This window comes from Citrobacter sp. XY323 (assembly GCF_025106035.1).
Lineage (GTDB): Bacteria > Pseudomonadota > Gammaproteobacteria > Enterobacterales > Enterobacteriaceae > Citrobacter > Citrobacter braakii.
In genome coordinates this window covers 1-22,140 of sequence record NZ_JANYUK010000011.1, presented here as the reverse complement: position 1 = coordinate 22,140, position 22,140 = coordinate 1, and the positions used below count along the sequence as shown (strand labels likewise).

The following is a 22,140-nucleotide window of genomic DNA, read 5'->3' as shown; positions in this document are numbered from 1 at the left end:
TTATCCCTTCGCGTTCCTTGTTGCCTTCAACCTGGCTTACTTCCGCCCCGCAGGCCGCATCCCCTCTGTTCTCAGCGCGTAAATTCTAGTAGCATCGCGCCTGTAATCTTTCTCTATAGTCGGTTCTACAATGACAACAACGAATAACACTCCCCAGGGCGAACTGGTTTTACGCACTCTGGCTATGCCTGCCGATACCAACGCAAACGGTGATATTTTTGGCGGCTGGCTGATGTCACAAATGGATATAGGTGGCGCTATTCAGGCCAAAGAGATCGCACATGGTCGCGTGGTAACGGTGCGGGTTGAAGGAATGAGCTTTTTGCGCCCGGTTGCCGTGGGCGATGTGGTTTGTTGCTACGCACGCTGCGTGAAACGCGGGACGACCTCGATCAGCATTAATATTGAAGTCTGGGTGAAGAAAGTCGCTTCAGAACCTATCGGCCAGCGCTATAAAGCTACCGAAGCCCTGTTTATCTACGTTGCCGTTGATAAAGACGGTAAACCGCGGCCAATTCCCTCCCTGGCCTGATAGCACGCGCAAGCATCGCCATCCGGCAATCATTCTGCCGGATTTGGCGGCGTAACGCCAAATCCGGCCTGATGCTTACTCGATCTGTGTTGTGCCGTTCAGGCGGAAAACAATATTCACCACCAGCCCGGAACCTGGCTTACCGGCTTCATAACGCCATCTGCGCATCGCATTTTTCACTTCACGCTCAAACATATTCGCAGGCTGTGCGGACAGAACTTCCACATTTTCAACCCGGCCATCCGAGGTCACGTCAAATTTGACCTTCACACGGCCTTCAATGCGCAATGCCTGTGCACGTGCCGGATATTGAGGCTGATTACGACTTAAGGCTCGCGGACCCGATGGTACGCTCACCGCCGGTTTAGTGGTTGCCGGAGCGGTACTGGTTGTTGGACGCGCAGGCGCCGTATTTTCAAACGGGGATGCCGGACGAGGCTCTGCTGGTTTAACATCACGCTTCGGCTGCTTTTCCACCTTTTTCACCGGTTTTGGCTTCGGTTTAGGCTTGGGCTTCGGTTTCTCAATCACTACCGGCGCTTCTTTTGGCGGTTCGGGGATCGGTTCTGGCTCCGGTTCAGGCTCGACGACAGGTTCCGGCGGCGGCTGAACGGCCTGAGGCGGTTCAAGATCGGCAGGCGCAACCATCGTAACGGAGATCGGCTGCGCTGGCGCAGGCAGTTCAATAACCTGATGTACCGAGGTATACAGCAAACCTGCCACTACAGCACCATGAATGCCGACAGAAAGTAACGTAGGCCAGGGAAAGCGACGAGGTAAATCAAGGGTCATTGAAGTCATAATCGTTTCAGTAAAAAAACCAGGCCCTGATTTTAAATGCAAATAGCAATCATATTCAATAAGACCGTGAAGCTAACTGGCATTTAAAACGCGATTTTATGATAAAAAACCATTTTCAAAGTATGGCCTTAACATATTAGTTATCTTTCCGTTGCAGTTACCAGGCCTTTCCAATAACGTAAATATGACCTTTTACCGTTCAAGGAGCTCTACCCGTGCTGTACGTTATTTACGCTCAAGATATCGCAGACTCTCTCGAAAAACGTCTTTCCGTACGCCCTGCTCATCTGGCTCGTCTGCAACTCCTTCATGACGAAGGCCGTTTGCTCACGGCTGGCCCCATGCCAGCGGTTGACAGTAACGATCCGGGCGCCGCAGGCTTTACCGGCTCAACGGTGATTGCAGAATTTGAATCTTTAGAAGCCGCGCAGGCGTGGGCGGAAGCCGATCCCTACGTGGCGGCAGGTGTTTACGCGCAGGTTTCAGTAAAACCGTACAAAAAAGTATTTTAAAAACAAAACGAAAAGCAGACATTGGGCACCGCCAGCGGTGCCCTTTTGAGATCAGATGTTGTGGATCGCAAACAGCAACGAGTTACGTTGATGGTTGAGAATACACTTTCTGATGGTATGGATACGCATATTACGGCGCGATTGTCCTTCAAGCCAACGTGCTTTACGGCGGCTAGCCTGACGCAGCATCCGCCAGCGTCCCACTTCCGTTCTACTACGCTTCATGTTTACTACTCTTTCAGTCACTGAACGGCCATTATAACGCCACACCGAATGCAGACCAGTGGTTTTCCCGTGTTTTTATTTGCCAGATTAATCCTGATGCGTAAACTCTTAACAATACGCTTTCAAAAGGATTTTTAAATTTATGACAACCTTCTACACCGTGGTGAGTTGGCTGGTCATTCTGGGTTACTGGGTACTCATTGCTGGCGTAACATTACGCATACTAATGAAACGACGCGCAGTGCCCTCCGCAATGGCCTGGCTTTTGATCATCTATATTCTGCCATTGGTAGGGATCATTGCTTATCTGTCCTTCGGTGAGCTCCACCTGGGTAAACGTCGCGCCGAACGCGCCCGGGCAATGTGGCCGTCAACGGCCAAGTGGCTGAACGATCTAAAAGCCTGTAAGCATATTTTTGCGCAGGAAAACAGCAGCGTCGCGTCATCCTTATTTAAGCTGTGCGAGCGTCGTCAGGGAATCGCTGGCGTTAAAGGGAATCAACTGCAGTTGCTCACCAGTTCAGAGGACGTGATGCAGGCATTGATCCGTGATATTCAACTGGCGCGTCACAACATCGAGATGGTGTTCTACATCTGGCAACCGGGCGGTATGGCCGATCAGGTCGCCGAGTCATTAATGGCTGCCGCAAGGCGTGGAATTCACTGCCGCCTGATGCTGGACTCCGCGGGTAGCGTGGCGTTCTTTCGCAGCCCATGGGCGGCGATGATGCGTAACGCGGGTATCGAGGTTGTTGAAGCGCTGAAAGTAAACCTGATGCGTGTATTTTTACGCCGTATGGACCTGCGTCAGCACCGCAAAATGATCATGATCGATAACTATATTGCATATACCGGCAGCATGAACATGGTCGATCCCCGTTTCTTCAAACAAGATGCAGGCGTCGGGCAATGGGTGGATTTGATGGCGAGAATGGAAGGCCCGGTAGCCACCGCTATGGGCATCGTCTATTCCTGCGACTGGGAAATTGAGACCGGCAAGCGCATTCTGCCCCCGCCGCCAGACGTCAATATCATGCCGTTTGAGCAGGCCAGCGGCCACACCATTCACACAATCGCTTCGGGACCTGGTTTCCCTGAAGATTTGATTCATCAGGCGCTGTTAACCGCAGCTTATTCGGCGCGTGAATATTTAATTATGACCACGCCCTACTTCGTTCCCAGCGACGATCTGCTGCACGCGATCTGTACAGCGGCGCAGCGCGGGGTCGACGTCAGTATTATTCTTCCACGCAAGAATGATTCCCTGCTGGTTGGCTGGGCAAGCCGGGCCTTTTTCACTGAGTTGCTGGCGGCTGGCGTTAAAATCTATCAGTTCGAAGGTGGCTTACTGCACACCAAGAGCGTACTGGTCGATGGCGAGCTGAGCCTGGTCGGTACCGTTAACCTGGATATGCGCAGTCTGTGGCTCAATTTTGAAATCACGCTGGTCATTGATGATGCCGGATTCGGTGGCGATCTCGCGGCAGTACAGGATGATTATATTTCGCGTTCCCGTCTGCTTGATGCCCGTTTGTGGGTAAAACGACCACTCTGGCAGCGGATCGCTGAGCGACTGTTTTACTTCTTTAGTCCGTTGCTGTAAAACGTGCCCATCAGACAGTAAACAGGTAGTCATTATGGATATGGATTTGAACAATCGCCTGACTGAAGACGAAACGCTTGAGCAGGCTTACGATATTTTTCTCGAACTGGCTGCGGACAACCTGGATCCAGCCGACATCATTCTGTTTAATTTACAGTTTGAAGAGCGCGGTGGTGCCGAGTTATTCGACCCGGCAGAAGACTGGCAGGAGCATGTTGATTTTGACCTGAACCCTGACTTCTTTGCCGAAGTGGTGATTGGTCTGGCAGATACAGAAGACGGCGAGATTAACGATATTTTTGCGCGCGTTTTATTATGTCGCGAAAAAGATCACAAACTCTGCCATATTCTTTGGCGCGAGTAACAAACAAAAAAGCTGCTCTCGCAGCTTTTTTCATTTTTAGCCCGGCAGTTTACTTCCGCAGCGGTTACAAAACTGCGCACTATGTTCATGCTGCGCCTGCTGACACTGTGGACATCTACGCTGATATCCGCGCTGTTGAAACGCACTGCTCATGTGTGTGGTTATCAATCCGGTCGGTATCGCAATCACAGAGTATCCAATCAGGATAAGCACTGACGCCACCATGCGTCCCAACGGCGTGTGCGGTGTAATGTCACCGTAGCCGACGGTGGTGACCGTAACAATAGCCCAATACACAGACGCATTCAGCGTAGTAAAGCCATATTTGGGCCCTTCTATCAGATACATCATCGCGCCGAAAACAACCATCAGAATGGCAATAAAGGAATAGAACAACATCAGTTGATGACGGGCGCTTTTTAACGCATTCCAGAACACTCGCAGAGAAGGCATAAAACGCAGCAGCTTGAGAATACGCAAGACGCGCAGGACACGCATCGCTCGCCAGGCGAAGACATAGCTCAGACTGATTTCAGGCCATAGCCACATCACATACAGCGGTAAAATGGTGGCCAGATCGATAATCCCCCAGAAGCTAAACACATATTTTGCGGGATTGGCCCAACTGCACAAGCGAAGAAAATATTCGAGGGTAAAGACCAGAGTAATAAAGATCTCCAGCCAGACAAAAATGCGCCATTCCTCAAAGGTTAAATGGTATTGCGTCCCGACCCCGGACTCAATGAAGATAACAATAACGCTGAGCAAGGCGAACAGCGCACACATACCTTCAAAGCGACGCCCTGAACGGGTGTTTAAATCGAATAATTTGCGATAGAGCGCGCGGCGGACAGAAGAGACTAAACCTGACACATATACCTCACCAAAAAGAAGGGCTGACCTTTGTCAGCCCTCAGGATTATAGCGGGTCTACTTTCAGGCAGGAAACTGCGTGACGGAAACTTCCTTCGAGAACCGGGCGGGTTTTTGCGCATTCCGGTCCGGCAATCGGGCAGCGCGTACGGAACACGCAGCCGGAAGGAGGGTTAATCGGCGACGGCAATTCGCCTTCCAGCAACTGGATAACCTTGTTCCTTTCCTGATCCGGGTCGGGTATCGGCACTGCAGACATCAACGCTTTGGTATAAGGGTGCAGCGGATTATGGTACACCTCATCATAAGTCCCTAATTCCACCGCGTGTCCGAGATACATGACCAGCACACGATCGGAGATATGTTTCACCACCGCCAGGTCGTGAGCAATGAAGATTAACGATAATCCCATTTCACGCTGGAGCTGTTGTAACAGGTTCACCACCTGGGCTTGAATGGATACGTCCAGTGCCGAAACCGGTTCATCGCAAATAATCAGCTTCGGCTCGAGGATCAGCGCCCGGGCAATACCAATACGCTGACACTGACCGCCGGAAAACTCATGCGGGTAGCGGTTAATCAGATTTGGCAGCAACCCCACCTTCATCATCATCGCCTTCACACGGTCGCGGACTTCCTGACCTGACAGGTTCGGATGATAAGTCCGCAGCGGTTCGGCAATGATTTCACCGATGGTCATGCGCGGGTTCAGTGATGCCAGCGGATCCTGGAAAATCATCTGAATATCGCTACGCACTTCCCGCCACTCATCGGGTTTCATGCCCAGCAAATCTTTACCCAGCCAGGCGACTTTTCCATCGGTGGCTTTCACCAGGCCAATAATCGCACGGGCAAAAGTCGATTTTCCACAGCCTGATTCGCCGACCACGCCCAGGGTTTCACCTTCATACAGTCGCAGAGTCACGCCATCAACCGCTTTCAGGGTTTTAGACGGCTGCCAGAACCACTGCTTGCCGTCTTTAATGTCGAAATGGACTTTAAGATCGGCAATTTCAAGGAGCACTTTTCGTTGTTCGGTGACCGCATTCATACCAGTTCCTCCACCGGTTTAAAGCAGGCGCGCAGGCGGCCCGGACTAAACTCTTCCAGTGGCGGAGCACTGCTACAGATTTCCATCGCATGCGGGCAACGCGGCTGGAATGGACAGCCTTTTGGTAGACGCAACAGGTTCGGCGGGTTGCCCGGGATAGTCAGCATCTCTTCCCCTTCGGCATCCAGACGAGGTACGGCATTCAGCAAACCAATCGAATACGGATGAACGGGCTTATAAAAGACATCCCGTGCACTGCCATATTCCATGGTACGTCCGGCGTACATCACCAAAACTTTATCGCAAATACCGGCAACTACTCCCAGATCATGGGTGATCATGATAATCGCAGTGTTGAATTCGCTTTTCAGTTCATTCAGCAGGGTCATGATTTGCGCCTGTACCGTAACATCGAGCGCAGTAGTCGGCTCATCGGCTATCAGTAATTTAGGCCTGCACAACAGTGCCATGGCGATCATTACACGCTGACGCATCCCGCCAGAGAATTCATGCGGATACATTTTCATACGCTTACGCGCTTCCGGCATTTTCACCGCATCCAGCATTCTGACCGATTCTTCAAAGGCTTCCGCTTTGCTCATGCCTTTATGCAGCATGAGAACTTCCATCAACTGCTCGCCGACTCGCATGTACGGATTGAGAGAGGTCATCGGGTCCTGGAAAATCATCGAGATTTGCTCGGCGCGCAGTTTGTTCAACTCTCGTTCCGGTAAATTCAGAATTTCACGTCCGTTGAAAGTTGCAGAACCTCCGATACGGCCATTTGCTGCCAGCAGGCCCATCAGGGCAAAGGCCGTTTGCGATTTACCTGAACCGGATTCCCCAACAATACCCAGCGTTTCTCCAGCTCGCAGAGAAAAGTTTAAATCGTTTACCGCAGTCACATCGCCGTCGGGGGTGGCAAACGTCACGCGCAGATCTTTAACGTTCAGCAGTGCGTTAGCCTGTTGTTGCGCGAGCGGCGCGGTTGAGGTTTCAATTACGCTCATGGCTGCACTCCTTAACGGTCTTTCGGGTCGAGGGCATCACGCAGGCCATCGCCAATAAAGTTAAAACAGAACAAAGTGACCACCAGGAATCCTGCCGGGAACAGCAGCAGCCATGGTGAGACTTCCATCGAGTTGGCACCATCACTCAGCAACGCCCCCCAGCTACTTAACGGCTCCTGCGTCCCTAATCCCAAAAAGCTCAGGAAGGATTCAAACAGGATCATGCTGGGCACCAGCAACGAAGCGTACACCACCACCACGCCCAGCACGTTCGGCACAATATGACGGATAACGATGCGCACGGTAGATACCCCACCCACTTGCGCTGCTTCAATAAACTCTTTGCGCTTAAGACTCAGCGTTTGCCCACGCACGATACGCGCCATATCCAGCCAGGATACCATCCCAATAGCGACAAAAATCAGCAGGATATTTTGCCCAAAGAAGGTGACCAGCAGAATCACGAAGAACATGAACGGGAAGGAGTTGAGGATTTCCAGCAGACGCATCATCACCGAGTCGATTTTACCGCCGAGGTAGCCCGACAGAGAACCGTATAGCGTGCCGACAACTACCGCGACCAACGCCGCGGCAATGCCGACCATCAACGAGATGCGACCGCCAATCGCCACACGAACCAGCAGGTCTCGACCTGACGAGTCGGTGCCGAAATAGTGTCCAGATTCTGTATCCGGCGCGCTGGACATCATGCCCCAGTCGGTATCGAAGTAGGTAAACTGCGACAGCATCGGCGCCAGCGTCACAAACAGCGCAATAATCACCAGCACGACCAGGCTTGCTACCGCCGCGCGGTTATGCATAAAGCGTCGACGCGCGTCCTGCCACAGACTGCGGCCCTCGACCTCCAGCTTTTCACTGAAATTCTCCAGCGCTTCGCTGTTTTTCTTACTTAACATCATAGCGAGCTCCAGTATCAGTAACGAATTTTCGGGTCGATAACGGCATACAGCACGTCGACAATCGCGTTAAACACGATGGTCAGCGTGCCTACCAGTATGGTGAGGCTCAGGACCAGCGAATAGTCGCGGTTTAACGCGCCATTGACGAACAGCTGGCCAATGCCCGGCAAACCATAGATGGTTTCAATAACCATCGAACCGGTAATAATGCCGACAAATGCTGGTCCCATATAGGACAGCACAGGCAACAGCGCAGGTTTTAACGCATGGCGGAAAATAATCCGCCGCATCGGCAACCCTTTAGCGCGTGCGGTACGAATAAAGTTAGAGTGCAACACTTCAATCATCGAACCGCGGGTAATACGGGCGATACTGGCGATATAAGCCAGTGACAAGGCCACCATCGGCAGGATCATAAATTTCAACGCCCCGCCATTCCAGCCGCCTCCGGGCAGCCATTTCAAGGTTATGGCAAATATCATGACCAATAAGGGAGCGACCACGAAACTGGGGATAACCACCCCGGTCATTGCCACCCCCATCACCGTGTAGTCCCAACGCGTATTTTGTTTCAGCGCGGCTATTACCCCAGCGCTAACGCCAACGAGGACCGCCAGAATAAAGGCCGCAGCTCCCAGCTTCGCAGAAACCGGAAAGCTCGAGGCCACGAGGTCGTTTACCGTATAGTCTTTATATTTAAAAGATGGCCCAAAATCGCCATGTGCCAGCTGCTTGAGGTAACTGAAGTACTGCGTCGAGATAGGATCGTTAAGATGATATTTCGCTTCGATATTAGCCAGTACCTCTGGCGGTAACGCGCGTTCCCCGGTGAATGGACTTCCCGGCGCAAGGCGCATCATAAAGAATGAAATCGTAATAAGTATAAACAGCGTCGGAATCGCTTCCAGACAGCGACGTAATATAAATTTTAACATTGCCCGTACCTTCTGGCGTGTGCCTTTACACCTCTTCTACCCCGACGTTCAGGTAAAGCGGTGTTAATAGTTCGAAGAAAAAGACACTGTGGGGCAAAATGATTGCCCCACGTCTTGCCATTAATGCTTGATAATATACAAGTCTTTAACGTGGATATTATCCATCGGGTCTTTACCGGAGTATCCGCCAACCCATGGTTTCACCAGGCGGGCGTTAACATAGTAATAAACCGGTACAATCGCAGAATCTTTATCCAGCTGCTGTTCCGCTTTCGAATACAGTTCGCTGCGCTGCGCTTCATCAGTCACTTTCAGCGTATCCGCAATCAGCTTATCAAACGCCGGGCTCTTATAGTGGACGGTGTTGTTGGAGCTGTCAGACAGCACCATATTCAGGAAGGATGTTGGTTCGTTGTAATCCGCACACCAGCCCGCACGCGAAACATCATAGTTACCCTGATGGCGCGTATCGAGGAATGTTTTCCATTCCTGGTTTTCCAGCTTCACGTTGGCGCCCAGATTTTTCTTCCAGATAGATGCCGCAGCGATGGCCAGCTTTTTATGCAGATCTGAGGTGTTATACAGCAGGTCAAAGGTCAACGGTTTTTCAGCGGTATACCCGGCTTCAGCCAGCAGTTTTTTCGCTTCTTCATTACGTTTTTCCTGAGACCATTTGAACCACTCAGGTTCAACCAGTTTCGCGCCATCGGTGTAAGGAGGGGTAAAGCTATACGCCGGCAGGTCCCCCTGGTTTTTAACTTTGTTGACGATAATGTCACGATCCAACGCCAGTTTCAGGGCGGTACGAACACGAACATCGTTGAACGGTGCTTTCTGGTTGTTGATTTCGTAATAATAGGTGCACAGATACGGGTCAACGTGAACTTCGTTCGGGATCTCTTTTTTCAGTTTCTGGAATAACTCGATCGGCATGTTGTTATAGGTCATGTCGATTTCGCCGCTGCGATAGCGGTTAACGTCAGTCACTTCAGAAGAAATTGGCAGGTAGGTAACCTGGTTAATAACCGTTTTGGCGTTGTCCCAGTAGTTGGTGTTACGCTCAAGTACAATGCGCTCGTTGACCACCCAGTCTTTCAGCTTATAGGCGCCGTTGGTAACGATGTTAGCGGGCTGGGTCCATTTCTCACCGTATTTTTCAACCGCTGCTTTAGGAACCGGAGAAACGGATGAGTGCACAAGCAATTTGTAGAAATAAGGAACAGGCTCGCTCAGGGTGACTTCAAATGTATGATCGTCGAGAGCTTTGACACCGAGATCGGTGATCGGCTTTTTGCCGGCGATAATATCGTCAATATTGACAATGTGACCGTACTGTAAATAACTGGCGTACGGTGACGCGGTATTTGGATTAGCCAGGCGTTGCCAGCTATACACGAAATCTTGCGCGGTAACAGGCGTGCCGTCAGACCATTTAGCGTCTTTACGCAGATGGAATGTCCACACCTTAAAGTCTTTATTTTCCCACTTTTCAGCCACGCCAGGCGATGGTTTGCCATCGACATCGCTGATTAATAAACCTTCAAACAGGTCACGGTTGATATTGGATTCAGGTACACCTTCGATTTTATGTGGATCGAGTGACTGAACTTCCGAACCGTTATTACGCACCAGAGTCTGCTTTTCAGCAAGCTGCACACCGGCTGGTACAACTGCCGCCGTAGCAACATTCCCAGCGATTAGCGCAGTTAGGATCCCCGCAGCTACTAAACTTTTTTTAGTGATGTTAGTCATTGTGTTTGTACTCCCTCATTATTATGGCTGGTTTTTTAACCAGACTGTTAATCCTGTCAGGATCCCTGTACGGCACCGGAGATTTTCTGCCGTCAGGTAGTTTCTTGTTTTACTGCTTGCTATCACCGACTTTATTTATTTCTGGCGATTCGTATGACCGCCTTGCGTCGATTGCCTACGTGCCTCCCCTGCCGGAAACACGTTATTACCCTGTTGAGAGAAACTAATTGAAAATGATTCTCATCAACGTGAATTCTTCTGCATAATACCTGGCCGGAAAGTATCAAATGCGTTTCTTAACCGCCAATACATTTTACAAATTTGTTAACCAATTCTCTTTTATTGGAAATAAATCTCACTAAAAAAGTCTTACGAATGAAAGATTGTGACAATAAAACGATAAAAATCATTATGTTGCATCCAGCGCAGTGTTAAACCCCCGGACCTTTGTCAACACCACGCCAAAATGCACATAAATTTAACAATTGGTTATTAATTAGCACATTCATCTAAAAAAAACGCTGAAATAACTAATAACATTTCGATAATCCTTCAGCAAGCCCCAGAGTATGATGTTAATAAAATAACAGTGACATCGGGATCCCTCTGGTGGACCATTGAGTGTTATATCCATAAAATCAATGAATAAATTAATGAATCACCATCAGATATTTTTATATTTCTATGCTGATTTTCAACTTTAGTGAGAAGTTTTACTAATAATGAAAGGAAACGGAGCCGAAAGAGGCTCCGTTGATACTAGGAGGAATATCAGGCAAGCAAACCGGGGAAAATGGACTTGATTCCAGTCACAATGAATTCGATCCCTAAGGCCATTAACAACAACCCCATAATACGCGTAATGACGTTGATACCGGTTTGGCCCAGCAGCCGTACCAGCCACGGTGCCATGCGGAACAGTCCCCAACAGCACAGGGCAAACAACGCAATCGCCACAAAAAAACCAAACAGGTTAATCGCACTGTGATAGCGCGTACCCCAAACAATAGTTGAGCTTATCGCCCCCGGCCCCGCCATTAACGGCAATGCCAGCGGCACTACGCCGATACTTTCGCGGATTGCTGTTTCTGATTTTTCCTGTTTGTTTTGCTTATCTTCGCCCAGTTTTCCGCTAATCATGGACATTGCGATAGTCACCACCAGAATGCCGCCGGCAATCCTGAACGAATCTATCGAGATACCGAAGAGCTGCAGAATACCGTCACCAAGGAACAGCGAAGTCCACAGGATGATGGCAACCGACAGGTTTGCCGTAAGGTTGGTTTTATTTCGCGCAGCAGCCGTTTGATAGCTGGTCATACTGATAAAGACTGGGATGATCCCGACCGGGTTAACCAATGCGAATAACCCAATGAAAAACTTAAAATAGACAGGAAAATCAAATAGCGTTTGGATCACGGTTAGCTCCGAAGCGTTAGCCGGATAAAATGAGTCATAAAAATTGATAAAATCCGCGCTGAAGATACGCCTTTTGTCAGCATACTTCACCTTCTATCTGTGTATATCTACGTAAATACACTTCCAATACTTAGTGTTATTAATATGTATTAAATATGCTAATGTTAATGGCATTCACCCCATCAATTTATTAACACTTACCGACAAACGCTAAAAGGGCCTGCTGAAAGGTGTCAGCTTTGCGAAATTTTGATCCAGATCACGCAATTACTACTCAGAAGTGAGTAATCTTGCTTACGCCACCTGGAGGTAGCGCGTTAGAATTAAGTGGCGCTAGCGTATAAGCTCTTTTAGTAAATCAAGGTAAAGTGGACGTTAATTAACCGTTTGATTTTCAAAGCGTTACACAAATTTTCGTCGATCTGTCTATACTCTCGTATCGAGCAGATGATTTACTAAAAAAGTTTAACATTATCAGGAGAGCATTATGGCTGTTACTAATGTCGCTGAACTTAACGCACTTGTAGAGCGCGTAAAAAAAGCCCAGCGTGAATATGCCAGTTTCACTCAAGAACAGGTTGACAAAATCTTCCGTGCCGCCGCTCTGGCTGCCGCAGACGCTCGAATCCCTCTCGCGAAAATGGCCGTTGCCGAATCTGGCATGGGCATCGTCGAAGATAAAGTGATTAAAAACCACTTTGCTTCCGAATACATTTATAACGCATATAAAGACGAAAAAACCTGTGGTGTGCTGGCTGAAGACCACACTTTCGGTACCATTACCATCGCTGAACCGATTGGTATCATCTGCGGTATCGTTCCAACCACTAACCCGACTTCTACTGCAATCTTCAAATCACTGATCAGTCTGAAGACGCGTAACGCCATCATCTTCTCTCCGCATCCGCGTGCTAAAGATGCCACTAACAAAGCTGCTGATATCGTTCTGCAGGCAGCAATTGCTGCTGGCGCACCGAAAGATCTGATCGGCTGGATCGATCAACCTTCCGTAGAACTGTCAAACGCGCTGATGCACCACCCGGACATCAACCTGATCCTTGCGACCGGTGGTCCAGGCATGGTTAAAGCAGCATACAGCTCCGGTAAACCGGCAATCGGTGTAGGCGCAGGTAACACCCCTGTGGTTATCGATGAAACCGCTGATATCAAACGTGCTGTTGCATCTGTTCTGATGTCTAAAACCTTCGATAACGGCGTAATTTGTGCTTCTGAACAGTCCGTTGTTGTCGTTGACTCTGTATACGACGCAGTACGTGAGCGTTTCGCGACTCACGGCGGCTACATGCTGCAAGGCAAAGAGCTGAAAGCCGTTCAGGACGTTATCCTGAAAAATGGCGCGCTGAACGCGGCTATCGTTGGTCAGCCGGCATACAAAATTGCTGAACTGGCAGGCTTCTCCGTACCAGAAACCACTAAGATTCTGATCGGTGAAGTGACAGTTGTTGACGAAAGCGAACCGTTCGCTCACGAAAAATTGTCTCCGACGCTGGCAATGTACCGTGCGAAAGACTTCGAAGACGCCGTTATTAAAGCTGAAAAACTGGTTGCGATGGGCGGTATCGGTCATACCTCTTGCCTGTACACCGACCAGGACAACCAGCCAGAACGTGTTGCTTACTTCGGTCAGATGATGAAAACCGCACGTATCCTGATTAACACCCCAGCTTCTCAGGGTGGTATCGGTGACCTGTACAACTTTAAACTCGCGCCTTCCCTGACTCTGGGTTGTGGTTCCTGGGGTGGTAACTCCATCTCTGAAAACGTTGGTCCTAAGCACCTGATCAACAAGAAAACCGTTGCTAAGCGAGCTGAAAACATGTTGTGGCACAAACTTCCGAAATCTATCTACTTCCGTCGTGGCTCTCTGCCAATCGCACTGGATGAAGTGATTACCGATGGTCACAAACGTGCTCTGATCGTGACCGACCGCTTCCTGTTTAACAATGGCTATGCTGACCAGATCACCTCCGTGCTGAAAGCTGCTGGCGTTGAAACCGAAGTGTTCTTTGAAGTGGAAGCTGACCCAACTCTGACCGTTGTACGCAAAGGTGCTGAGCTGGCTAACTCCTTTAAACCAGACGTGATCATCGCGCTGGGTGGCGGTTCCCCGATGGATGCCGCGAAAATCATGTGGGTTATGTACGAACACCCAGAAACCCACTTCGAAGAACTGGCACTGCGCTTTATGGACATCCGTAAACGTATCTACAAGTTCCCGAAAATGGGCGTAAAAGCGAAGATGGTTGCCGTCACCACCACTTCTGGTACCGGTTCTGAAGTTACTCCGTTTGCGGTTGTTACTGACGATGCAACTGGTCAGAAATACCCGCTGGCAGACTATGCGCTGACTCCGGATATGGCGATTGTTGATGCCAACCTGGTGATGGATATGCCTAAGTCCCTGTGTGCGTTCGGTGGTCTGGATGCCGTCACTCACGCCCTGGAAGCTTACGTATCCGTGCTGGCTTCTGAGTTCTCCGACGGTCAGGCTCTGCAAGCGCTGAAACTGCTGAAAGAAAACCTGCCAGCGTCCTACCACGAAGGTTCTAAGAACCCGGTAGCGCGTGAGCGTGTACACAGTGCAGCAACCATCGCCGGTATTGCATTTGCTAACGCCTTCCTGGGTGTATGTCACTCAATGGCGCACAAGCTGGGTTCTCAGTTCCACATTCCTCACGGTCTGGCGAACGCCCTGCTGATCAGCAACGTTATTCGTTATAACGCGAACGACAACCCGACTAAACAGACTGCATTCAGCCAGTACGACCGTCCGCAGGCTCGTCGTCGCTACGCTGAAATCGCAGACCATCTGGGTCTGAGCGCACCGGGCGACCGTACTGCTGCAAAAATCCAGAAACTGCTGGGCTGGCTTGACGAAATCAAAGCTGAACTGGGTATTCCTAAGTCTATCCGTGAAGCTGGCGTTCAGGAAGCTGACTTCCTGGCACACGTGGACAAACTGTCTGAAGATGCGTTTGATGACCAGTGTACTGGTGCTAACCCGCGTTACCCGCTGATTTCTGAACTGAAACAGATCCTGATGGATACCTACTACGGTCGTGAATACAGCGAAGATCAAACCGCCGTTAAGACTGAAGCAGTAGCAGCGCCGAAAGCTGAGAAAAAAGCGAAGAAATCCGCTTAATTCATCCAGATAAGTTTTAGTTTCACCATAAACGGTCCCAAATTGGGGCCGTTTTTTTTTACATCTTTCGTTATCAGAATCGATACATGACCAATTCAGCGACGTGTAAAGGATGGACCTGTAAAAGGATGCTTAGGAGGATGCGAGAATAGCGTCAGGAGAGTGTCTGACAGGGTAGCGAACATTAGCGAATGTCTCAGCCTACCCTGTGCTAATAAGCGCCCAGAAGCGCGTAGAGTTAATCGTGGTTGTGTCGTTCTTGTATCGCCGTCAGAGAGCCCTCAGACTGTGCTTGCTTATAATGCTTACGGCATACCGATACATAGCGTTCGTTCCCGCCAATCACCACCTGTTCGCCCTCGTTATAAGGTCGTCCTGCCTGATCAAGACGCAACACCATGCTGGCCTTACGCCCACAGAAACAAATGGTTTTTAATTCAACCAGTTTATCTGACCATGCCAACAGGTATTCGCTGCCGCCAAATAACTCACCACGAAAATCGGTACGCAAGCCGTAGCACAACACGGGAATATCCAGCTGATCGACAACTTCTGATAATTCATAAACCTGCTGTCGAGTCAGAAACTGCGACTCATCAACCAGTACACAGTGAATTCTTTGCTGCTCATTCTCAGCCCGAATCTCTTCGAACAATGATGAATTTTGGTTAAACAATTTTGCAGGTGACGACAGACCTATACGTGAACTTACTTTTCCAGCACCAAAGCGGTCATCAATTTCCGCTGTATATACCACGGCACGCATCCCACGTTCCTGATAATTGTACGAAGATTGCAGCAATGCAGTCGACTTACCGGCATTCATTGCAGAATAGTAAAAATATAGCTGTGCCATTGACCGTAGGCCCTCACCCGGGGAAATAAATATGGGCAGGATTGTACCATATTTCACGAACGTGTCGGTGTAGCGTTGCCTGCATAGGCGTATAAATAGGCGTTCAGACTCGCTCAGTGTCGCCTAAATAACCGATCCTTTAAGTGACATGGGAGCGCTAGTACACTCCAGTCATAGCCCAGGCAGCCTGAAACTGGACGGGTATATACACACTCTTTCACAAATAGTGCTCATGAAATTTATCCATACCTCTTATCTTCTTACGGCAATAAAGAAACCCTTCCCTTATTGTTATTGAATCTACCCACTGTCGCCATGTATTAGCGAATTCATGTAAGCAAAACTAATACAAAAGGTTGAAATCACTGCAAAGAGATACTATTTGTACACCATAAAATGTGACCTGAATCTTGAATTTTTACTCTCAGCCGCTGAGAAGCCCCCTCACCAATAAGCCTTTTTTATGCCCAACGTCGCGGTGAATTTAAGACAGATGAATTAATTCTGATACTAAATAAAGCGCAATTTTGAATTCCTTACATTCCTGGCTATTGCACAACTGAATTTATCGCTCTATTATTAGCTCAACAAACCACCCCCAATATAAGTTTGAGATTACTACAATGAGCGAAGCACTTAAAATTCTGAACAACATCCGTACTCTTCGTGCGCAGGCAAGAGAATGTACTCTGGAAACGCTTGAAGAAATGCTGGAAAAATTAGAAGTTGTTGTTAGCGAGCGCCGTGAAGAAGAAAGCGCTGCAGCTGCTGAAGTTGAAGAACGTACTCGTAAACTGCAACAATATCGTGAAATGCTGATCGCTGACGGCATTGACCCGAACGAACTGCTGAATAGCATGGCTGCTGTTAAATCTGGCACCAAAGCTAAACGCGCTGCACGTCCGGCTAAATATAGCTATGTTGACGAAAACGGTGAAACTAAAACCTGGACTGGTCAGGGTCGTACACCGGCAGTGATCAAAAAAGCGATGGAAGAACAAGGTAAACAACTGGACGATTTCTTAATCAAGGAATAATTCAGAAATAGTTTGCTTAAAATCCCGCCACTGGCGGGATTTTTTTTACCTGTACTTCGCACAGTCCCTACCCAGTTCAGGTATAAAAAAACGGTGCTGGATTAACAGCACCGTTCAGACCTGATAATACCAGCAGGTTACTTCTTAATACCCATCTCATCTTCCAGCCAGGCTTTAAATTCAGCGCCGAGAGTATTATGGCGAATACCATATTCAACGAACGCCTGCATATAGCCCAGCTTATTACCACAGTCATGGCTTTTGCCCTTCATGTGATAAGCTTCAACCGTTTCTTTTTCAATCAGCATATCGATAGCATCAGTCAGCTGAATTTCGTCACCGGCTCCCGGAGGCGTTTTTGCCAGCAGAGGCCAGATATCCGCGCTAAGGACGTAACGCCCCACGACGGCCAGATTAGATGGCGCCACATTCGCTTTCGGCTTTTCAACAACGCCAACCATCGGTACGCTTTCGCCCGGCGCTAATTCAACGCCTTTACAATCAACAACACCATAAGCGGTAACATCTTCTACCGGCTCAACCATAATCTGGCTGCTGCCTGTTTCATCGAAACGATGAATCATTTCGGCAAGGTTGTCGCGTGATAAATCAGATTCGTATTCGTCAAGAATGACGTCCGGCAAGATAACCGCAACGGGCTCATCGCCAACCACCGGGTGCGCGCACAATACCGCGTGGCCCAGACCTTTGGCCAGTCCCTGACGCACCTGCATAATAGTGACATGTGGCGGACAAATAGATTGCACTTCTTCCAGAAGCTGGCGTTTTACACGTTTTTCCAGCATAGCTTCAAGTTCAAAGCTGGTATCGAAGTGGTTTTCAATCGAATTTTTAGACGAGTGAGTTACAAGTACAATTTCAGTGATGCCCGCAGCAATACATTCGTTTACGACGTACTGAATTAATGGCTTATCAACCAACGGTAGCATCTCTTTCGGGATTGCTTTCGTAGCCGGTAACATCCTGGTTCCTAATCCCGCAACCGGGATAACGGCCTTTTTGACTTTTGAATTAAGGGCAGCCATTTAAAACTCTCCTGGACTGTTCATGTATTGAACGTGTTCATCAATCTGTATCGCATCCAAGTATATCAGTACCGCGACAAGCTTCTGGTCTGAAAAGGACGCGCGTCGGTATAATTAAGATAAATACGAATAAATCTGGCGCTGATAGTAGCACTCACAGCATGAGGGGGGTGAGCCAATTTCATTCTCACTCCACTCGGTTGTTCATTCTGCAGACAACATCAGGCGCAGCCGACCACCGGCCCCCCAAATTTGGCATTGCCAGGATTCGCAACGTTGGCTCAGTTGATTAAGATACGCATTCCCTAAGGTTCCCAACGGAACGCCATTGCTGATTTGTACATTGTGGGAACCTGTATTTAATGTCGCATTCAGCCCTGCTGATACCAGAATCAGGTTTTTTAATCCGCTGTGGTAATAACCCACCAGCAAAGGGAATTGTCCGGGCAAATTAGCCTGGCGCAATAAATGGTTAACCTGTTTCAATAACGCACCGAGCTCCGGCAATCGTTGATTTTGATGCGCGAGCTGTTCCTGCAGCAAACCGTTAAATAGCGCCCGCAGTAACAATGCTGCCAGAACGCCATTATCCCCTGCCCGCGTCACATCCAGACAATAAAACGCAAGGTCATGGTCCGATAGCGGTGCAATATCCAGTACCAGCCCCGGCTGATCGGCGGCTACCAATTGACGATAGTTGATCCGACATCGTGAAATAACTTGCGACACAGGAGGCTGTAATTCTTGTAACAGCTTCGCTGCAGCGGCGGGATCCCCGACCATCGCATCCCAGTCGCGAAACAGCCGCTCTTCTTCTTCCACGCGTGAATTAAACATATTCGGATACAGACACGCAAAGACGGTTTCGCGCAGGCGGTTCAGGTCTTTTACCGGCTTTAGCAGCACATCATCCACACCCAATCGCAGTGCTTTGGCTATATCAGACATGTTTTCCGTCGCTGATATCACCAGGATTGGGGTCTGATCGCCACGATTACGCAGATACTCTACTAGCTTAAGGCCGTTCATTCGTGGCATAGCCAGGTCGCAGATAATCAGGTCGGGGTTAAAGTGCCCGAGTAATTCAAGTGCTTCAAGTCCATCGCCAGCTACCGCCGTTGTCGCTCCCAAAGAGGAAAACCATGAGTCCATGAGTGAGCGAAATACCGGCTCATCCTCAACGATAAGAATCTGTTTTCCGACCAATGGCTGCGTCATATTCTCCCCCCTGACTGGCTTTAGTAAATAGTGGCATGCTATTGCTACTCACGCCTGTCAGAATTTGCTTAAGTGTTGATAAAAAATGCGTTAGATGTTGGTTTTCACCAGGGGTAGAAGCTCATCCATTTTCTTCTCGACCGCCAGTTGCCCAGCAGCAATGGCTGCGCTGGCTCGGTGAAAATCCAGCGTGGATATTTGCGGACAAAACGGCTGGATCAGGATATCTGGCGGGTCACCGGCCATGCGGTTACGTTTCAGACGGTTTTCCAGAACCTGAATAGAAGTCGTCATGATCTCCATCGCCGTCGGCGCGGTTACCGCACGCCTGGCCGTTATGTTGCTCAAGCGCTCTTTCAGTCGGGCACGCCATGAAAGCGCGTCAACATCATCACCCGTTTCGGCATCACTGCTGACGTTGAAGGAGAGTAAATCTTGCTGCATAAGATGCGCATCGTGTTGCAGATCGACGGCAATAACGATATCAGCGCCCAGCGCGCGAGTTAAGGATACAGGAACGGGATTCACCACCGCGCCATCGACCAGCCAGTAACCATTATGCGCTACAGGGGACATCAGACCAGGAATACTGCAGGAGGCCCGAACAGCCAGGTGCAAATCACCTTCCGTGAACCAGAGCTCCCGACCCGTACTCAGATTAGTAGCCACAGTTGCAAAACGGCGAGTGCATTGCTCAATTGCTTCTACCGGCATGACATTACGGTACTGATTGAATACCCGTTCACCACGCAGTAAACCGCCCCTGCGCCACGAGAGATCCATCAGACGTAAGACGTCCCAATAGCTGAAAGAACAAACCCATTGTTCGAGAGCAGGTAACTTATTGCATGCGTAGGCTGCACCAACCAGCGAACCAATGGAGCACCCTGCCACAATATCAACATCAATGCCCATATGCTTTAGGGCTTTAATAACGCCAATATGCGACCAACCTCGCGCCGCGCCGGAACCTAGCGCCAGCCCAATTTTTATTTTTCTCATTGTACGTACAAACTTCCCCTGGCTTGCAGACGTAGCAACATCGCTACCGCTCAGTTAACATAGTGCTACCCTGGCGTTTTTACGCCGTTTTTTTATTCCAGGGAGTACTTTGTGTCTCAGCTTTGTCCCTGTGGTAGCGCTGTCGAGTATAGCCTATGTTGCTACCGTTATGTGTCCGGCGCGCAAGTAGCACCTACGCCGTCACACCTCATGCGTTCTCGTTACTGTGCTTTTGTGATGAAAGACGCAGATTACCTTATCAAGACCTGGCATCCGGACTGTCATGCAGCCGCGTTTCGTGACGACATTATCGCAGGATTTAGCCACACCGAATGGCTCGGGCTGACCGTTTTTGAACAACAAACGGCAGACACAGAAAATATCGGCTATGTCAGCTTTGTTGCGCGATTTTCTGAACAAGGTAAAACAGGTGCAATTATCGAGCGCTCTCGTTTTTTAAAAGAAAACGGTCAGTGGTACTATATAGACGGTACACGCCCTCAAATTGGACGAAACGATACCTGCCCTTGTGGCTCCGGTAAAAAATTTAAAAAGTGCTGCGGCTAATCAACGCCCGACAGTATCAATTTTGCAAACATTCTCAACAGGATCACCGCTGCAAATGCATTCATTACAACGAAAAGTGCTGCGTACTATTTGTCCGGACCAAAAAGGTCTGATCGCGCGCATTACGAATATCTGTTACAAGCATGAACTGAACATCGTGCAGAACAATGAGTTCGTGGACCACCGGACCGGGCGCTTTTTTATGCGTACCGAACTGGAGGGTATTTTTAACGACGTCACGCTGCTTGCCGATCTGGATAGTGCCCTTCCAGATGGATCCATTCGTGAATTAACACCAGCAGGACGCCGCCGTATCGTCATTTTGGTCACCAAGGAGGCACATTGTCTGGGTGACCTGTTAATGAAGGCCAATTATGGCGGGCTGGATGTTGAAATCGCCGCTGTGATCGGCAACCACGAGACGCTGCGACCTTTGGTTGAACGGTTTGATATCCCATTTGAGCTGGTCAGCCACGAAGGTTTAACGCGTGACGAACATGACCTGAAAATGGCCGACGCTATCGACGCGCACCAACCTGACTATGTCGTGCTGGCAAAATACATGCGCGTTCTGACACCAACATTTGTTTCACGCTTCCCGAATAAGATTATCAATATTCACCATTCATTCCTGCCAGCGTTTATTGGCGCTCGCCCTTACCATCAGGCTTATGAGCGCGGTGTGAAGATCATCGGTGCAACAGCCCACTACGTGAATGATAACCTCGATGAAGGCCCAATCATTATGCAGGACGTAATTCATGTGGATCACACCTACACCGCGGAAGACATGATGCGTGCGGGTCGCGACGTTGAGAAAAATGTATTAAGCCGCGCGCTGTATCAGGTTCTGGCTCAACGCGTCTTTGTTTACGGTAACCGAACGATTATTCTGTAATCGATTGATAATTGAATTGGTTACCTTTACATCTTTACGCGTAAAAATCAGGCAACCAGTTCTTTTTTATCAACGGAATACTTTACAGGGGCGCATCATTTGATATGATGCGCCCCGCTTCCAACGGAAGCAGGCCAGTAACTAGCATTACCCCGTGGTGGGGTTCCCGAGCGGCCAAAGGGAGCAGACTGTAAATCTGCCGTCATCGACTTCGAAGGTTCGAATCCTTCCCCCACCACCATTCATTCCGATAGATTCATAAAATTAGTATACCCCTGGTGGGGTTCCCGAGCGGCCAAAGGGAGCAGACTGTAAATCTGCCGTCATCGACTTCGAAGGTTCGAATCCTTCCC

21 protein-coding genes and 1 tRNA gene are annotated in these 22,140 nt (G+C 49.3%); 9 read left to right on the top strand and 13 right to left on the bottom strand.

What is annotated here, in order from left to right; genetic code table 11:
- Positions 1-130: 130 nt before the first annotated feature.
- Positions 131-532 (top strand): acyl-CoA thioester hydrolase YciA, encoded by a 402-nt coding sequence (gene yciA / locus N0B36_RS14225; protein ID WP_016153266.1) that lies wholly within the window; start codon positions 131-133, stop codon positions 530-532.
- Positions 533-607: 75 nt separating this feature from the next.
- On the opposite strand, the gene tonB is transcribed toward yciA, so the two are convergent.
- Positions 608-1,324 carry a TonB system transport protein TonB gene (gene tonB / locus N0B36_RS14220; protein ID WP_259688625.1) on the bottom strand — a complete coding sequence of 239 codons (717 nt, stop codon included), beginning with the start codon at positions 1,322-1,324 and terminating at the stop codon, positions 608-610.
- Positions 1,325-1,548: 224 nt separating this feature from the next.
- On the opposite strand from tonB, the gene N0B36_RS14215 reads away from it, so the two are divergent.
- Complete coding sequence (locus N0B36_RS14215) at positions 1,549-1,845, top strand: YciI family protein (RefSeq protein WP_003020675.1); 297 nt, start codon at positions 1,549-1,551, stop codon at positions 1,843-1,845.
- Between the two features lie 51 nt (positions 1,846-1,896).
- On the opposite strand, the gene N0B36_RS14210 is transcribed toward N0B36_RS14215, so the two are convergent.
- Positions 1,897-2,070, bottom strand: a complete 174-nt coding sequence (locus tag N0B36_RS14210; protein WP_016153268.1) for a YciY family protein — start codon at positions 2,068-2,070, stop codon at positions 1,897-1,899.
- Positions 2,071-2,212: 142 nt separating this feature from the next.
- Between N0B36_RS14210 and cls the strand changes: the two genes are divergently transcribed.
- Positions 2,213-3,673 (top strand): cardiolipin synthase, encoded by a 1,461-nt coding sequence (gene cls, locus N0B36_RS14205; RefSeq protein ID WP_016156727.1) that lies wholly within the window; start codon positions 2,213-2,215, stop codon positions 3,671-3,673.
- Between the two features lie 34 nt (positions 3,674-3,707).
- Entirely contained in the window at positions 3,708-4,037 is a 330-nt protein-coding gene (locus N0B36_RS14200) for an HI1450 family dsDNA-mimic protein (RefSeq protein WP_003020691.1), read from the top strand.
- 36 nt (positions 4,038-4,073) lie between these two features.
- On the opposite strand, the gene N0B36_RS14195 is transcribed toward N0B36_RS14200, so the two are convergent.
- The 7 genes from N0B36_RS14195 to ychE form a co-directional block, all read right to left on the bottom strand.
- Complete coding sequence (locus N0B36_RS14195) at positions 4,074-4,910, bottom strand: ion transporter (protein WP_049269434.1); 837 nt, start codon at positions 4,908-4,910, stop codon at positions 4,074-4,076.
- A 46-nt stretch (positions 4,911-4,956) separates the two neighbouring features.
- Positions 4,957-5,961, bottom strand: coding sequence for a murein tripeptide/oligopeptide ABC transporter ATP-binding protein OppF (gene oppF, locus N0B36_RS14190; RefSeq protein ID WP_016156729.1), 1,005 nt, complete (start codon positions 5,959-5,961; stop codon positions 4,957-4,959).
- Positions 5,958-6,971 carry a murein tripeptide/oligopeptide ABC transporter ATP-binding protein OppD gene (oppD, locus tag N0B36_RS14185; protein WP_003833364.1) on the bottom strand — a complete coding sequence of 338 codons (1,014 nt, stop codon included), beginning with the start codon at positions 6,969-6,971 and terminating at the stop codon, positions 5,958-5,960. The genes oppF and oppD overlap by 4 nt, the downstream gene beginning before the upstream one ends.
- Positions 6,972-6,982: 11 nt before the next feature.
- A complete protein-coding gene (gene oppC / locus N0B36_RS14180; RefSeq protein ID WP_003020701.1) occupies positions 6,983-7,891 on the bottom strand; it encodes an oligopeptide ABC transporter permease OppC in 909 nt (302 codons plus the stop codon).
- Positions 7,892-7,905: 14 nt separating this feature from the next.
- Entirely contained in the window at positions 7,906-8,826 is a 921-nt protein-coding gene (gene oppB, locus N0B36_RS14175; protein WP_003020708.1) for an oligopeptide ABC transporter permease OppB, read from the bottom strand.
- Positions 8,827-8,946: 120 nt separating this feature from the next.
- Complete coding sequence (gene oppA / locus N0B36_RS14170) at positions 8,947-10,578, bottom strand: oligopeptide ABC transporter substrate-binding protein OppA (RefSeq protein WP_016153271.1); 1,632 nt, start codon at positions 10,576-10,578, stop codon at positions 8,947-8,949.
- Positions 10,579-11,349: 771 nt separating this feature from the next.
- Positions 11,350-11,997, bottom strand: coding sequence for an NAAT family transporter YchE (gene ychE / locus N0B36_RS14165; RefSeq protein ID WP_003020714.1), 648 nt, complete (start codon positions 11,995-11,997; stop codon positions 11,350-11,352).
- Between the two features lie 487 nt (positions 11,998-12,484).
- On the opposite strand from ychE, the gene adhE reads away from it, so the two are divergent.
- Positions 12,485-15,163 carry a bifunctional acetaldehyde-CoA/alcohol dehydrogenase gene (adhE, locus tag N0B36_RS14160; RefSeq protein WP_016153272.1) on the top strand — a complete coding sequence of 893 codons (2,679 nt, stop codon included), beginning with the start codon at positions 12,485-12,487 and terminating at the stop codon, positions 15,161-15,163.
- A gap of 238 nt (positions 15,164-15,401) precedes the next feature.
- Here the strand turns inward: adhE and tdk are convergent, their stop codons facing one another.
- Positions 15,402-16,019, bottom strand: a complete 618-nt coding sequence (tdk, locus tag N0B36_RS14155) for a thymidine kinase (protein WP_019076935.1) — start codon at positions 16,017-16,019, stop codon at positions 15,402-15,404.
- 623 nt (positions 16,020-16,642) lie between these two features.
- Here tdk and hns point away from each other — a divergent pair.
- The gene (gene hns, locus N0B36_RS14150) at positions 16,643-17,056 is read left to right on the top strand and encodes a histone-like nucleoid-structuring protein H-NS (RefSeq protein WP_003020723.1); all 414 of its coding nucleotides are present in this window, start codon (positions 16,643-16,645) and stop codon (positions 17,054-17,056) included.
- A gap of 137 nt (positions 17,057-17,193) precedes the next feature.
- Here hns and galU read toward each other — a convergent pair whose 3' ends face one another.
- From galU to rssA, 3 genes are all read right to left on the bottom strand, one after another.
- On the bottom strand, positions 17,194-18,102 hold the full coding sequence (gene galU, locus N0B36_RS14145) for a UTP--glucose-1-phosphate uridylyltransferase GalU (protein ID WP_016153274.1): 909 nt from the start codon (positions 18,100-18,102) through the stop codon (positions 17,194-17,196).
- A 204-nt stretch (positions 18,103-18,306) separates the two neighbouring features.
- Positions 18,307-19,320, bottom strand: coding sequence for a two-component system response regulator RssB (gene rssB / locus N0B36_RS14140; RefSeq protein WP_016153275.1), 1,014 nt, complete (start codon positions 19,318-19,320; stop codon positions 18,307-18,309).
- Between the two features lie 90 nt (positions 19,321-19,410).
- The gene (gene rssA / locus N0B36_RS14135) at positions 19,411-20,322 is read right to left on the bottom strand and encodes a patatin-like phospholipase RssA (protein WP_016156731.1); all 912 of its coding nucleotides are present in this window, start codon (positions 20,320-20,322) and stop codon (positions 19,411-19,413) included.
- Between the two features lie 111 nt (positions 20,323-20,433).
- Here rssA and N0B36_RS14130 point away from each other — a divergent pair, with 111 nt between their 5' ends.
- The 3 genes from N0B36_RS14130 (at position 20,434) to N0B36_RS14120 (ending at position 22,028) form a co-directional block, all read left to right on the top strand.
- Entirely contained in the window at positions 20,434-20,889 is a 456-nt protein-coding gene (locus tag N0B36_RS14130; RefSeq protein WP_016153277.1) for a YchJ family protein, read from the top strand.
- A 55-nt stretch (positions 20,890-20,944) separates the two neighbouring features.
- Complete coding sequence (gene purU, locus N0B36_RS14125; RefSeq protein WP_016153278.1) at positions 20,945-21,787, top strand: formyltetrahydrofolate deformylase; 843 nt, start codon at positions 20,945-20,947, stop codon at positions 21,785-21,787.
- A 156-nt stretch (positions 21,788-21,943) separates the two neighbouring features.
- Positions 21,944-22,028 (top strand) — tRNA-Tyr (locus tag N0B36_RS14120).
- Positions 22,029-22,140: the final 112 nt, after the last annotated feature.